Consider the following 14,833-nt stretch of genomic DNA (forward strand, 5'->3'; position numbering starts at 1 on the left):
GAGCGGATCGGCTTTTTTGTTGCTTGGAGCATTTCCAGCAAAGTGCGTAGCGGTTTGCGTAGGATAATGCGTAAAAACAAATAGATAGAGCGGTTCCACGATTCCGTTTTAACCGGAACCGCTCTAGTCCGTCGAGCGTGACGGGATCAGCGCGGTCGCCACAGCTGCCAAAGCGGCGACGATAGCAAAGATGTAGAAGTTCCACTGCGGGCCAACATTGAGGCTTGCGATCAAGCCGCCCAGAAGCGGACCCGACAGCGCACCAATGCGCGAGAAGCTTAGCGCCCAGCCAGTTCCGGCGGAGCGGATCGAGGAATCGAGCCGCTGCGCCAGGAAGCCTGTGAGAACCAGCGATGCCGACACGGTGCCGAAACCTGCAATTGCCACAAACACATAGTTCATCAGCAGCGAGCCCTTGAAGGCAAGAGCTACAATGCCAAGCGCACCCAGCGCATAGGAACAGGCGACCGTGCGGCGCACGCCGAAACGGTCCGCCCAGGTGCCAAGCACAATACCGCCGATTGCCGAGCTGAGACTGAAGACTGCGAGGAACAGCAGGCTGTTGCCGAGATCATAGCCGTTCTTACGCATGATCTGCGGCAGCCACTGCGCGAGACCATAGACCAGCAGCAACCCCATAAAGAGCGCGATCCAGAAGCAGGCGGTTTCAAACGCCTTTTTCGGGGAGAAGATTTCACTGAACACCGTGCGCCAGCCAACCTTGCCATGCTTGCGGACAATCGCCGCCGGAACGCCGACGCCCATGCGCTGCGCCGTCTTGCGCGCCGCATCATGCTTGCCGCGCTGGACCAGCGATTCCACGCTTTCCGGCAGGAATGCGAGGAAGATCGGAACGAACAGCAACGGCACCGCGCCAATCAAAACGATGGTGCGCCAGCCATGCGCTTCAAGAAAGCCGCGACCGCACAGCGCTGCGGCAAGCAACCCCATCGAATAGCCCGAATACATGAGACCGTAATTGAAGCTCTTCTTCTTGACCGGGGAATATTCCACGGTCAGCGCGGCGGCGACCGGAATAATCCCGCCAAGACCGATGCCCGAAATGAACCGGCTCAATCCGAAGATGAACGCGGACGGCGCCATGGCGCTGACGATCATGCACAGCGAGAACAGGGTGATGCAGGCGATGAACAGCGGTTTGCGTCCATGAAGCTCGCTCAGCGTGCCTGCAAGAATGCCGCCGATCAGCATGCCGATCACCGTATAGCTTCCGATGGCGCCAAGCTCTATCGGCGTCAGTTGCCAGACCGGATCGACCGACAAAGCGGGCAGAATGGCTCCGATGACACCGACATCATAGCCTTCCGCGAAAATTGCAAGCCAGCACAGGCCGACGACGAGCAGGCTTTTGGCTGCCGATATTTCCTTTCCGGCAATAGCCGGCGCGACTACGCTCTGGGCTTGAGACATAGCTTTCCCCTTTTCTTTGAAAGTACGGCGCGCGTCCTCGTGCACGCCGACGTTTCATGTCGAACATGTCGATTCCGGCATCTTTGCGATGCGCTGCGCTCTTTGATCAGAGCGTCGCGATTGTCTTCAGCGCGCCATCGAGCGCGATACCCTGTTCGTCCAGCAGGGCAGCTTGCCGCAGACGCCGCAGCCAAGCCGCGCCATCATCCCGCTCGCTTAGAACAGGCAAAGCGGATAGGACGCGGTCGAATTTCGACAGACCACGCGAATGCGTATCGGAATAGCCCTTGACCAGACGGCGGCAGCCAAGAACCTCGACCGCGAGATCATAGCTCTTGGGCAAGGCGGCCAATGCCTTCGCCAGCCAGGCTTCACGATGTTCAACCTCACGCTGATGGCGCAAGCTGCCGCGCCGGAAACGACGCAGGCCGGACACGACATAAAGCCCGGTGAACCAGAACAGCGTTCCCGTATTAACCCGGCGCCCCTTGCTGATGCGCTTGTCGAGCCACGCAAAGAGCTTCGGGCGATTTTCGATCCATGCGCCGATGCCTTTCGGCAAGGTGCCGCACACTTCTTCCATGCGCGGATGCATATATTCGGTCGTATAGGCGATCTGGTCTTTCTTGAGACCGATTTCCTTGCGAACCCGCTCGAAGCGCGAGCCGCGCACCTTGATCTCGGCCACCCGGACCACATCGTCATAGGCCATGGCGACAGCGACATATTTTGCCGCCTGTTCGGTGAAGGCAAAGCCATGCGCCGCACCGCCATTATCGCGATCGGCCTTGAGCATTGCGGCGCAACGGGTCAGATATTCATCCGCATAGGCGGGGTCCTGAAACTCGGTCAGTTTCTTGATGCCCGCAAAGAGAATCGCATGGCACCCGCCGGGAAATTCATTACGAATGCGTTTGATAAGTGCGTCCAGCGCTGGATGATCGGCCCGCTCTGGCAAAGGATCCAGCCGCTTTGCGGGCGTTGCCGCCAGCTTGTCATTCGCGCCGCCAAGCGCCCGCTGATAGGCAGCTTCAAAGGCTCTGAGACTTGCCTCGATGCCCTTGCCGCCAGACTTGATGGTCGCTTCAAAAGCCGCCTTGTCGAAAGGCAAAGCGCCGGAAGCCGCAAGCGCGCCGAACAGAGCCGATGACACCACACTGCCACTTTTGGTAGCCAGCGCTTCCATGTCGAAAGCAATGGTCTTGCGGGCGGCAAAGGCCGTCGCGTCCTCTACAACCACCGGATTGCCGGTGCCGTCGCCCGGCTTTTCCTTTTCGCCCACCGCGAAGGAACGATGGGTGGAGGTGATGAGCAAGGTCTTGTCCGGCGTCACGAGGCCGCGCAGCACCGAGCGCCCCGCTTCCATCAGTTCAGCCGCGATGACGATATCGACGTCACCGGGCGTCGGCATCAGCGACAGAATAGGCTTCGCACCCTCTCGGGCCCGCAATAGCTCAAGATAATAAATCGTTGCGCCGGTTCTCTGCGCCACGCCGGGCACGGAAGTTGTCTGCGCGACAAAGCCATTGTTTTCCGCCAGCGCCACAACCCAGTCGGCCAGAACGCCGCCGCCCTGACCGCCCATGGCGAGGATGGCAATCGACAGAGGCTTGTCCTGCGAAAGAAGAGCGGACGGCGATGCGTTCAATGTAGACATGGCCTGTTCCTCAATCCGCAAAGACAATGCGCGACGCGCGGCGGCGCTTTTGCAGCCAGCCAATGACACCGGAGCGCAGGCGATGCACGAACTTGTCCCAACCCGTCGGATTGTGGATGACATCGGCGCGATAGAAAGACGGGCACAGAACAGCCGCTTCCGAAACCTCACCGCAATTGCCGCAGCCGACGCAGGAATTGTCGATGGCCGCGACCGGATCGTCCTTCAGCGGATCGTCGGTATGCTTCACCGAAAGCGAAGGGCAACCCGACAGACGAATGCAGGCGTGATCGCCGGTGCACACATCCTCATCGACACCGAACCGCTGCTTGACCATCCGCTTGCCGTCCTTGACGGCCTTGGCGAATTGCGGCTTCACGCGGCGCTGCTTGTTGAGCATGCATTCCGACGACGCCACGATGATCTTCGGGCCTTTTTCTTCCGTCGTCAGCGCTTCCTTCAGCGTGTCGCGCATCTTTGCAACGTCATAGGTGTGGTCAATCTGGCGAACCCAGCCCGCGCCAATTCCCTTGACCGCATCGACGATGGAATTGTTGGTCTTGCGGCGCGGATTGATCGCTCTGGAGGACATGACGTCCTGACCGCCCGTCGCCGACGAATAATAATTGTCGACCACGAGGATGACGCCATCCTGCTTGTTGAAGACCGCGTTGCCGACCGAAGTGGCAAGGCCGTTGTGCCAGAAGCCGCCATCGCCCATCACCGAAATGGAGCGCTTGCCCGCAGGCACGTTGAAAGCGGAAGCCGAGGCCGGACCAAGGCCGTAACCCATGGTGGTGCCGCCGATATTGAACGGCGGCAGAATGGAAAAGAGGTGGCAGCCGATGTCGGCAGACACGTGATGCTCGCCCAGCTCCTTTTCCACCAGCTTCATGGCGGCGAAGATCGGGCGCTCCGGGCAACCGGTGCAGAAACCGGCGGGGCGCGGCGGCACCACTTCCGCCAGCGCCTTGACGCGCGTATCGGCCAGGACCGGCGATGGATCGGGCAGCGGCGGGCGGTTGCCGAGCAATTGCGGCGCATGCGCATCGAAGAATGCCGTCAGGCCTTTCAAAAGCACAGGCGTTGTGTATTCGCCGCCGAGCGGCAGCATATCCTTGCCGGACAGTTTTGTCTGGATATCGCGGCGGCGCAGCAGCGTATGCAGCGCCTGCTCGATATATTCAGGCGCGCCTTCCTCCAGCATCACCACAGCTTTTTTGCCCGCAACGAAGTCGATGACTTCATCGTCTATCATCGGATAGGCGACATTCATCACATAGAGAGGAACCCGGCTTTCGCCGTAAACATCGGCCAGCCCCATTTGCTGCAAGGCGCGCATAGCGCTGTTGTAAAGCCCGCCTTGCAGGATGATGCCGACATCGCCCTCTTGCGGGCCGAAATATTCATTGAGACGATTGGCTTTGACGAACTCGACGGCTGCGGGCCAGCGCTTCTCCAGCTTTTCCTTCTCGTGCAGGAAAGATGCAGGCGGCAGGACGATGCGATTGACGTCGCGTCTCGGATTTTCCAGCGCTTCGGCCAGCGTGTGGGCGGGCCGCTTGTTATCCTTCGCCACAAACTGACCATGCACATGGCAGCTGCGGATACCCACCTGCAACATGACCGGCGTGTTGGAGGCTTCCGACAGTTCGAAGCCTTTTTCAACGGCTTCCACGATCGAAGGCAGATTGGGGCGCGGCGTCAAAAGCCACATTTGCGATTTCATCGCATAGGCGTGGCTGCGCTCCTGCATGATGGAGGAGCCTTCACCGTAATCCTCACCGATGATGACCAGCGCGCCGCCGGTCACACCGCCCGAGGCGAGATTGGACAAGGCATCGGAGGCGACATTGGTGCCAGCCGTCGATTTCCAGGTGACGGCGCCGCGCACCGGATACATCACGGAAGCGGAAAGCATCGCCGCAGCCGCGGCTTCCGATGCGGACGATTCGAAATGGACGCCCAGATCCTCCATCACGTCCTTCGCATCGGCGAGAACGTCCATGAGGTGGGAAATCGGCGAGCCCTGATAGCCGCCGACATAGGAAACGCCCGATTGCAGCAGCGCCTTGGTGATGGCGAGAATGCCTTCACCGCTGAAAATATCGCCTTCGCCGAGCTTCAGATCCTCGACCTCACGGGCGAATGAGCGCTCCGCCATAACAATTCCCCTTTTCCGTTCGCCGGAATATCAATTCATTTGCATCAGCATATTTTCCAATTCTAAACCGTGTCAATAGCGCTTTTCGGAACGATTATAATTATTGCATTTGCATATTTCTGTTTGGGCGCTTTTTTCTGCACCCGGAGGCAATGCCGCAAAGACTATGATTTTTTTGCTTGACGCGCCAGAACTCCCGATCATATTTTAAGCTTAAAATAATTAACCGGCTCCGTTCGGCAAATATCGGTCGGCAGCAAATCGGAAAGGGAACTCGACATGCGTATCGTGTGTATTGGAGGAGGTCCGGCCGGCCTTTATTTCGGCCTTCTGATGAAGAAGCTTCATCCCGAACATGACATTACGGTCGTGGAGCGCAACCGCCCTTACGACACGTTCGGCTGGGGCGTCGTGTTTTCCGACGCGACCATGGAATCCATGAAGGTCTGGGACCCGGAAAGTGCGGCCGAAATTCAGGACGCCTTCAATCACTGGGACGATATCGAGGTACTGTTCAAGGGCACGCGCCAGCGCACCAGCGGTCATGGCTTTGTCGGCATCGGGCGCAAGCGCCTGCTCAATATTCTTCAGGCGCGCTGTGAAGCGCTGGGCGTGAAGCTTCAGTTTGAAACCGACGTGGAAAGCGATCTCGATTTTCCCGACGCCGATCTCATCATCGCTTCGGACGGCCTGAACTCCCGCATTCGCAATCGCTATGAAGACGTGTTCGAGCCCGATCTGATCGTGCGACCCAATCGCTATATCTGGCTCGGCACGGAAAAGCTGTTCGACGCCTTTACCTTCGACTTTCGCAAGACCGATCACGGCTGGTTCCAGGCGCATATCTACAAGTTCGACGACAAGACCTCGACCTTCATCATCGAAACCACCGAGGAAGCCTATCTGGCGCATGGACTGGACCAGATGGACCAGACGGCCTCCATCGATTTCTGCGAGAAGCTTTTCGCGGAAACGCTGGAAGGCGCGCCGCTGATGACCAATGCGCGCCATTTGCGCGGCTCGGCCTGGCTGAACTTCAACCGCCTGATTTGCGGAAAATGGAGCCACTTCAACGGCAATTCCCATGTGGTTCTGATGGGTGACGCAGCCCATACCGCGCATTTCGCCATCGGCTCGGGCACCAAACTTGCCATCGATGACGCGATTGAACTGGCCAACCAGTTCCAGAAGCTTGGTCACGGCAAGGAAGGCATTCCTGAAGTCCTGCATGCCTATGAGGAAATCCGCCGGGTCGATGTCGCACGCATTCAAAACGCCGCGCGCAACGCCATGGAATGGTTCGAGGTCGTCGGCCAACGTTATGCCGACACGCTGGAGCCGGAACAATTCATGTATTCCATGCTGACGCGTTCACAGCGCATCAGCCACGAAAATCTGCGCCTGCGCGACAAGAACTGGCTCGAAGGCTATGAGCGCTGGTTTGCCCGCAAGCAAGGGTTGAACGTGACGGAAGACGAGCGTTGCCTGCCGCCGATGTTCACGCCCTATAAGCTGCGCGGCGTGACGCTGCCAAACCGCATCGTCGTATCGCCAATGGCCATGTATTCCGCAACCGACGGCCTGATCGACGATTTCCATATGGTGCATCTCGGCAGCCGCGCCATGGGCGGCGCGGGGCTGGTCTTTGCCGAAATGACCTGCGTATCACCTGACGCGCGGATCACGCCCGGCTGTCTCGGCATCTGGAACGATGCGCAGGCCGAAGGCTGGAAACGCGTTGTGGAGTTTATTCACAGCAACAGCAATGCCAAGGTTGGCATGCAGATCGGCCATGCCGGACGCAAAGGCGCAACCAAGCTTGCATGGGAAGGGATCGACCAGCCGCTGGAAGAGGGTTCATGGCCGCTTCTGTCTGCTTCCGCCCTGCCCTATCTCAAGCACAGCCAGACGCCGAAGGCGATGGACCGCGCAGACATGGACCGGGTGAAAGCGGACTTTGTCGCCGCCACCAAACGCGCCGCAGAAGCGGGCGTCGATTGGCTGGAGCTGCATTGTGCGCATGGCTATCTTCTGTCGAGCTTCCTCTCGCCGCTCACCAACCGGCGCGAGGATGAATATGGCGGCAGTTATGAAAACCGCGCGCGCTATCCGCTGGAAGTCTTCCACGCGATCCGCGAAGTCTGGCCGCAGGACAAGCCGATCTCGGTTCGTCTTTCCTGTCACGACTGGTTTGAAGGCGGCAACACGCCGGAAGATGCAGCGATCTTTGCCGACATGTTCAAGGCCGCAGGCGCGGATCTGATCGACTGTTCGTCCGGTCAGGTCTGGAAGGAAGAAAAGCCGGTTTATGGCCGCCTGTTCCAGACCCCGTTCTCCGACAAGATCCGCAACGAAATCCACATTCCGACCATTGCCGTCGGTGCGATTTCGGAAGCTGATCATGCCAATTCGATCATCGCCGCCGGGCGCGCCGATCTCTGCGCCGTGGCCCGACCGCATCTTGCCGATCCGGCATGGGCGCTGCATGAGGCGGCGAAAATCGGCATCAACTCCATCGCGTGGCCGAAGCAATATCGCTCCGCCAAATATCAGTATGAAGCCAATCTCGCCCGCGCCGCAGCTGCGCCGCAAGGCGCGAAGTAACGGGAGATCGCGATGAACGATGCCGCTATTGGCCTTGCCCTTTCCGGCAAGCATGCGCTGGTCACCGGCGCCGGTAGCGGCATCGGCGCCGCTATCGCCGCTGGCCTTGCGCGCGCCGGGGCCAATGTGACCCTGGCGGGCCGCCGCCGCGAACCGCTGGAAGCAACCGCCGCCCTGTTGGACTGGCAGCGATGCTTCATTGCCGACGGTTTCGACGTGACCAACCGCGAAGCCATTGAAACGGGCCTTAACGGCGCGCGTGCCGCATTCGGGCCTGTCAGCATTCTTATCAACAATGCCGGAGAAGCGCCGAGCGCACCTTTCGAGAAAACCAGCCTCGACATGTGGAGCCGCGTTCTCAATGTCGATCTGACCGGCGTCTTCAATGTGACCCAGGCGGCCCTTGATGACATCAAGGCGGGCGGCAAAGGCGGGCGCATCATCAATATCGCCTCGACGGCGGGCCTGAGCGGTTATGCTTATGTTTCGGCCTATTGCGCCGCAAAGCATGGCGTTGTCGGGCTGACCCGCGCGCTGGCGCTGGAATTGGCCCGCAAAGGTGTGACCGTCAACGCCGTTTGCCCCGGTTTCACCGATACGCCGATCATTTCCCGCTCGATTGCGGCCATTGTCGCCAAGACCGGACGGTCGGAGGAAGATGTTCTCGCAGAATTCGTCAAGGCGAACCCGCAGGGACGCCTGATACAGCCGGAGGAAGTGGCTGAAACCGTGCTGTGGCTCACATCGCCCGGCGCGCAATCGATAACTGGACAGGCGATTGCAATCGCCGGTGGGGAGGTAATGGCAGGATGAATAACGGCACCGTTTCGATGGCGAGCAATCTGAAGCCTTTCAAGGACTATCAGGCCACGCATTTTCTATGGCAGACAAGCGAAGACGGTCGCGTTGCAACGCTGACCCTGAACCGCCCGGACCGCAAAAATCCGCTGACATTCGAAAGCTATGCCGAGCTTCGCGACCTGTTTCGCAATCTCGTCTATGCCTCCGACGTGCGCACCATCGTGCTGACGGGCGCTGGCGGCAACTTCTCGTCGGGCGGCGATGTGTTCGAAATCATCGAACCGCTGACCCATATGACGATGCCCGACCTTCTGGCTTTCACGCGCATGACTGGCGATGTCGTCAAGGCCATGCGTAAATGCCCGCAGCAGATCATTGCCGCCGTTGACGGCATTTGCGCAGGCGCTGGCGCTATTCTGGCCATGGCTTCGGATTTGCGCATCGCAACACCGGAAGCAAAGACGGCCTTCCTTTTCACCCGCGTCGGCCTTGCAGGTGCCGATATGGGCGCATGCGGCATTCTCCCGCGACTGATCGGTCAGGGCCGCGCATCGGAACTGCTTTATACCGGACGCTTCATGAGCGCTGACGAAGGCGAGCGCTGGGGCTTCTTCAACGCGCTGCATCCGCAGGGCGATCTGCTCGGCAAGGCCGAAGCGCTGGCGCGCAACATTGCCGACGGTCCATGGTTCGCGCATGGCATGACCAAAACCATGCTCAATCAGGAATGGGCGATGGGCATTGAAGAGCTGGTGGAATCGGAAGCACAGGCGCAGGCCATCTGCATGGCGACGCAGGATTTCCGTCGCGCCTTTGAGGCTTTCGCCGCCAAGCAGAAGCCCGTTTTCGAGGGGAACTGACGATGGATCGTTCCGCAGCCCTGCCATTGACCCGAGAACATCTCGACTGGCCGTTTTTTGACAAAACCCACACCGACTGGGCCGCGAAGCTCGATGCCTTCGCAGCGAGCTCGGCGCTGGCCGCTGTCGATCACAGCGACACGGACAATGCCTGCCGCGCTTTGGTGAAAGCGCTGGGCCAAGCCGGGCTGCTTGAAGCGGCTGTCAGCCTGACCGGCGGCGAAGGCATCGATTCCCGCAAGCTTTGCATCGCCCGCGAGACACTGGCCTATCATGACGGTCTGGCCGATTTCGCTTTTGCCATGCAGGGCCTCGGCACCGGCGCAATCAGCCTGACCGCATCAGACGAACTCAAACAGGCCGTATTGCCGAAAGTGGCAAGCGGCGAATGGATTTCGGCCTTTGCCCTGTCGGAAAAACTGGCGGGGTCCGATGTGGCGGCAATGAGCTGCGCCGCCCGGGCCGATGGCGACCATTATGTGCTCGACGGTGAAAAGACCTGGATTTCCAATGGCGGCATCGCCGATGTCTACACCGTCTTTGCCCGCACCGGCGAAGCGCCCGGCACGCGCGGCATTTCGGCCTTTGTCGTGTTTGCCACCGATCCCGGCTTTTCCATCGCGGAGCGCATCGATGTGATCGCGCCGCATCCGCTGGCGACGATCCGCTTCGACAATTGCCGCATCCCGGCCTCGCGTCGTCTCGGCGCGCCGGGCGAAGGCTTTAAGATCGCCATGCGCACGCTCGATATTTTCCGCGCATCGGTTGCGGCAGCGGCACTTGGCTTTGCACGCCGTGCAGCCAGCGAAGCGCTGTCTCATGCGCGGTCGCGCCCGATGTTCGGCGGCGCATTGGCCGACTTGCAGCTGACGCAGGCCACGCTTGGCGACATGGCGACCGATATCGACGCCGCAGCGCTTTTGACCTATCGCGCAGCATGGCGGCGCGACGTTCAAAAGCTGAACACAACCAAGGAAGCCGCAATGGCCAAGATGGTTGCGACGGAAAACGCCCAGCAAACCATCGACAAGGCCGTGCAGATGTTTGGCGGTCGCGGTGTAAAAAGCGGCGAAATCGTCGAGCGGCTTTATCGCGAGATACGCGCACTTCGCATCTATGAAGGCGCAACGGAAGTGCAGAAACTCATTATCGCGCGCGAACTACTGAAGGCAAATTAAAGCCCGTCACCGCGCGCATTTTCTGGAGACACAACATGCATAAGACACTTCAGCCGCAAGGCTGGGCTCGCCCCATCGGATATGCCAATGGCGTTGAAGCCCGCGGGCGCACCGTCTATATCGGCGGCCAGATCGGCTGGAACGAACAGCAACAGTTCGAGACCGACGATTTCGTCGAGCAGACCGAGCAGACATTGAAGAACATCGTCGCCATTCTGGCGGAAGCAGGCGGCAGGCCGGAACATATCGCCTCCATGACCTGGTATTTCACCGACAAGGTTGAATATACCGCCAATCTAAAAGGCATCGGTCGCGCCTATCGCGATGTGATCGGCAAGCACTTCCCAGCCATGGCGGCAGTGCAGGTGGTCGCGCTGGTCGAAGACCGGGCCAAGATCGAAATACAGGCTTTTGCCGTTATACCGGACTGAGACCACCATGGCCGATAGACGCGAATTCTCCCCCGCTGTGACAGGTACGGTTGTCGATGGCATTCTTGTCGTCACGGTCGACACCCCGCCGGTCAATGCCACCTCCGCCGAAGTGCGCAAAGGTTTTGCCGCAGCCATTCGCCATGCTTCGGAAGATGCGGCGATCCGTGCGACCGTGCTGAGCGGCGCAGGCAAGATCTTCATCGGCGGGGCGGATATTCGCGAATTCGGCAAGCCGCCGGTTGAGCCGACATTGCCGGATGTGATCACGATCATCGAAAGCGCGGACAAGCCCGTGGTGGCCGCGATCAACGGCCCCGCTTTGGGCGGCGGGCTTGAGGTTTCGCTTGCGGCTCACGCGCGGATCGCATCGACCAGCGCCTCCTTTGCCTTGCCGGAAGTCAAGCTTGGGATCGTGCCCGGCGCTGGCGGCACGCAGCGCCTGCCCCGACTGATCGGGCCGCTCGCAGCACTCGATATGATCGCCACCGGACGCCAGATTGCCCCGGAAGAAGCGCTGCAACTGGGCCTGATCGACCACGTTTCGAGCGGCGATCTTGTGGCCGAGGCCATCAAGCTCGCCGATACGCTGGTCGGCAAGCCGTTGCGCCGGACCCGCGATCTGCTTGTCACCGCGCCCGATGCAGCCGCCTTCGAACAGGCCAAGGTGAAAATACTGAAGAAATCCCGCGGCGCGACCGCCCCCGGCGAAGCGGCACGGCTCGTTCAGCTCTCGACAACGACCGCGATTGCCGAAGGTGTGGCCGAAGAACGCGCGACCTTCATCCGCCTGCGCGACAGCGCGGAAGCAGCCGCCCTGCGGCATCTGTTCTTTGCCGAACGCTCGGCTGGAAAAGTGGAAGGTATTGAGGCGAAGCCTCGGACGCTTTCCACCATCGGTATTGCCGGAACCGGCCTGATGGGGTCGGGCATCGCAGTCGCCTGTCTTGCCGCTGGCTACAAGGTCATCGGCTATGAAACGACTGCGGAAGTAGCCGCCAAGGGCCATGCGCGGATCAGCGACATGATCCAGAAGGCCGTCGATGCGGGCAGGCTTTCCACCGAAGCCGCAGATGCGCAACGCACGAAGCTCTCCGTCAGCGCCGACATGGCCGCACTGGCCGGTGCCGATCTCGTCATCGAAGCCGTCTTCGATGACTTCACCGTCAAAGCATCGCTGTTCCGCGAGCTTGACGCCTTGCTGCCTGCGGCAACCATTCTCGCGACCAATACGAGCTATCTCAATCCGGATGAGCTCGCCGCCGTGACAAGCCGTGCTGACCGGGTGCTAGGCCTGCATTTCTTCTCGCCCGCCAATATCATGCGGCTTCTGGAAGTGGTGCGCTGTGCGGAAACGTCCGACGAGACGCTTGCAACCGGCATCGCCTTTGCCCGCAAGATCAAGAAGCTGCCCATCGTCACCGGCGTCTGCGAAGGCTTCATCGGCAACCGTATGTTTTCGGCCTATCGCACGGAAGCCGAGAAAATGCTGGCCGAAGGCGCTTATCCCGAAGATATCGATCGCGCCATGGAAGCCTATGGCTTTCCGATGGGACTCTTCGCGGTTTACGACATGGCCGGTCTGGAAATTGCCTGGGCGCGGCGCAAGCGAGCGGCGGCAAGCCGCGACCCGAACCTTCCCTATTTCGACGTTGCCGACAAATTATGCGAAGCTGGGCGTTTTGGCCGCAAGGCCGGTCTCGGCTGGTATCGCTATGTGGATGGCGTTCGCGCCAGCGACGCCGACGTCCACGCGCTGATCGACGATTACCGCGCACGCCACGCCATTGTTCCCCGCGGTTTCAGCGATGAAGCGATCATGCAGCGCCTTCTCGCCGCCATGGCGCATGAGGGGCAAGCTCTGCTTGAAGAAGGCATTGCGCGCCATTCCGACGATATCGATCTGGTTCTGGTGAACGGATACGGCTTCCCGTCAATCAAGGGCGGCCCCATGTTTGTCACACGCGATCAGGCGCAATAAAAACCCAGCAGGCGGGAGACGGCTTATTCGTCTTCCGCGCCAGAAAGATGGTTTCGCACCGACTTCTTCAGCGGATCAAGATCGGCCAGCAAAGTCTGGATGATATCGTGATCGACATCGGCCATCATTTCCCGCAACCAGCCTTCATGGGCGCTGGCCATCTGGCTGAACACCGAAATGCCCTGCTCCGTCAGACGGGCAACCGTGACGCGGCGATCGGCGCCCGGCGTCTCGCGCTTGACCAGACCTTCGGTCTCCAGCCGCTCCACCAGTCCGGTGACATTGCCGTTGGTTACCATCGTGCGGCGCGACAGCTCCCCCAGCCGCAAGCCTTCCGGCTCGCGATAAAGCTGCGCCAGCAGATCGAATTGCGGCAGTGTCGCCCCGAATTCATTGCGCAGACGCCGCCGGATTTCCTGCGAGATCAGCCTGGTCGTGGACAACATGCGCAGCCAGAGACGCAGTTCCGGCTTTTCGCTTTCATGATCGTCGCTGACTATGATCTCGAAATCCACCGACACGCCCATTTCCTTTGTTCAAAGCACGCTGGTCAGGCTCAGGAATCGAGCCATAATCCGTGTTTTAAGAATCGCGTTTGCCGAAAAATATTTCAAGCCTTAAATAAATTGTCCGAAAGCTCCTGCGAAAGACCGCGGAACACTTCTTCTCCGCGCAAAAAACGGCCTCACCGGCGCATTATTTCTAAATGCATATATTTCCTGTCGTGATGCCCGATAACGCCTTTGAAAGGAAAGCCCGACTAAAAAAGATTTCACGGCAATTTGTGATGTTTATCGGCCCTTCTGAACCGCTTAAATACTTGCAAAGTCATATTTTATTGCATAGCTTTCCACTCAAGGCTCGAAGAAGCCGCTGCACAAATCCGCAGTTCCACCCGCATCGGGTCGGGCGCGGCATAAACGAGGGAAGTTATGAAAGAGGCATCCGTTCTCAGCACTCTTGCATCCGCATTGGTATCGCAATCAATCAAGGTCGTGGATATTACCGCGCCGCTCGGGCCCGATACGCCGGTGCTTTATCTGCCGCCGCAATTCGGCAAGAACACTCCGAAGGTGAAGATCCACGAGATCAGCAAATATAACCAGGACGGTCCGTTCTGGGCTTGGAATTGGATCGAGCTGGGCGAACATACCGGAACCCATTTCGACGCGCCGAGCCATTGGGTCACCGGCAAGGATCATTCCAACAACACGACCGACACCATCCCGCCGCAGAACTTCGTTGCGCCGGTCAATGTGATCGACCGCTCCGCCGAGGCAACCGCCAACCCGGATTATCTCCTCACGGTGGAAAGCATCCAGGAGTGGGAAGCCGAGCATGGCGAGATTGAAGCTGGCTCGTGGGTGATCCTGCGCACCGACTGGTACAAGCGCAATGGTTCCACCGAAACATTCCTGAATGCTGACGAGAATGGCCCGCATTCGCCCGGACCAACAGCGGAAGCAATCCGTTATCTTCTTTCCAAGGGCATCATCGGCTGGGGCCAGGAAACGGTCGGCACCGATGCCGGTTCGGCAGGCGGCATGACCCCGCCCTTCCCCGCGCATCACCTGCTGCATGAAGCCAACCGCTACGGCCTTGCAAGCCTGAGCAATCTCGACCAGCTTCCTGCAAAGGGTGCGATCCTGATCGCCGCACCGTTGAAGTTCGTCGCTGGCACGGGATCGCCCGTGCGCGCATTGGCACTCGTACAGGGCTAAAGCTT

11 protein-coding genes are annotated in these 14,833 nt (G+C 59.7%); 7 read left to right on the forward strand and 4 right to left on the reverse strand.

The features are described 5' to 3' along the window. Positions 1 to 123: 123 nt before the first annotated feature. From JAU75_RS11850 to JAU75_RS11860, 3 genes are all read right to left on the reverse strand, one after another. Complete coding sequence (locus JAU75_RS11850; protein WP_199056717.1) at positions 124 to 1,431, reverse strand: MFS transporter; 1,308 nt, start codon at positions 1,429 to 1,431, stop codon at positions 124 to 126. A gap of 106 nt (positions 1,432 to 1,537) precedes the next feature. Continuing rightward, the gene (locus JAU75_RS11855) at positions 1,538 to 3,088 is read right to left on the reverse strand and encodes an indolepyruvate oxidoreductase subunit beta family protein (protein ID WP_199056718.1); all 1,551 of its coding nucleotides are present in this window, start codon (positions 3,086 to 3,088) and stop codon (positions 1,538 to 1,540) included. 10 nt (positions 3,089 to 3,098) lie between these two features. Beyond that, positions 3,099 to 5,252, reverse strand: a complete 2,154-nt coding sequence (locus JAU75_RS11860) for an indolepyruvate ferredoxin oxidoreductase subunit alpha (protein WP_199056719.1) — start codon at positions 5,250 to 5,252, stop codon at positions 3,099 to 3,101. A gap of 279 nt (positions 5,253 to 5,531) precedes the next feature. Between JAU75_RS11860 and JAU75_RS11865 the strand changes: the two genes are divergently transcribed. Genes JAU75_RS11865 through JAU75_RS11890 form a run of 6 tightly spaced genes read left to right on the forward strand, consistent with a single transcriptional unit; the run spans position 5,532 to position 13,107 of the window. Further along, complete coding sequence (locus JAU75_RS11865; protein ID WP_199056720.1) at positions 5,532 to 7,856, forward strand: bifunctional salicylyl-CoA 5-hydroxylase/oxidoreductase; 2,325 nt, start codon at positions 5,532 to 5,534, stop codon at positions 7,854 to 7,856. A 12-nt stretch (positions 7,857 to 7,868) separates the two neighbouring features. Beyond that, positions 7,869 to 8,669: an SDR family NAD(P)-dependent oxidoreductase gene (locus JAU75_RS11870; protein ID WP_199056721.1), complete on the forward strand. Its 801-nt coding sequence runs from the start codon at positions 7,869 to 7,871 to the stop codon at positions 8,667 to 8,669. Beyond that, the gene (locus JAU75_RS11875) at positions 8,666 to 9,517 is read left to right on the forward strand and encodes an enoyl-CoA hydratase family protein (protein ID WP_199056722.1); all 852 of its coding nucleotides are present in this window, start codon (positions 8,666 to 8,668) and stop codon (positions 9,515 to 9,517) included. Before JAU75_RS11870 ends, JAU75_RS11875 begins: the two co-directional genes overlap by 4 nt. A gap of 2 nt (positions 9,518 to 9,519) precedes the next feature. Next, positions 9,520 to 10,695 carry an acyl-CoA dehydrogenase family protein gene (locus JAU75_RS11880; RefSeq protein WP_199056723.1) on the forward strand — a complete coding sequence of 392 codons (1,176 nt, stop codon included), beginning with the start codon at positions 9,520 to 9,522 and terminating at the stop codon, positions 10,693 to 10,695. A 35-nt stretch (positions 10,696 to 10,730) separates the two neighbouring features. Next, the gene (locus JAU75_RS11885) at positions 10,731 to 11,126 is read left to right on the forward strand and encodes a RidA family protein (RefSeq protein WP_078338190.1); all 396 of its coding nucleotides are present in this window, start codon (positions 10,731 to 10,733) and stop codon (positions 11,124 to 11,126) included. A 7-nt stretch (positions 11,127 to 11,133) separates the two neighbouring features. Further along, a complete protein-coding gene (locus JAU75_RS11890; RefSeq protein WP_199056724.1) occupies positions 11,134 to 13,107 on the forward strand; it encodes a 3-hydroxyacyl-CoA dehydrogenase NAD-binding domain-containing protein in 1,974 nt (657 codons plus the stop codon). Between the two features lie 23 nt (positions 13,108 to 13,130). Here JAU75_RS11890 and JAU75_RS11895 read toward each other — a convergent pair whose 3' ends face one another. Further along, positions 13,131 to 13,634 carry a MarR family winged helix-turn-helix transcriptional regulator gene (locus tag JAU75_RS11895; protein ID WP_371836161.1) on the reverse strand — a complete coding sequence of 168 codons (504 nt, stop codon included), beginning with the start codon at positions 13,632 to 13,634 and terminating at the stop codon, positions 13,131 to 13,133. A 405-nt stretch (positions 13,635 to 14,039) separates the two neighbouring features. Here JAU75_RS11895 and JAU75_RS11900 point away from each other — a divergent pair, with 405 nt between their 5' ends. Next, positions 14,040 to 14,828 (forward strand): cyclase family protein, encoded by a 789-nt coding sequence (locus tag JAU75_RS11900; protein ID WP_199056725.1) that lies wholly within the window; start codon positions 14,040 to 14,042, stop codon positions 14,826 to 14,828. Positions 14,829 to 14,833: the final 5 nt, after the last annotated feature.

This window comes from Ochrobactrum sp. Q0168, assembly GCF_016427605.1.
Classification (GTDB): Bacteria; Pseudomonadota; Alphaproteobacteria; order Rhizobiales; family Rhizobiaceae; genus Brucella.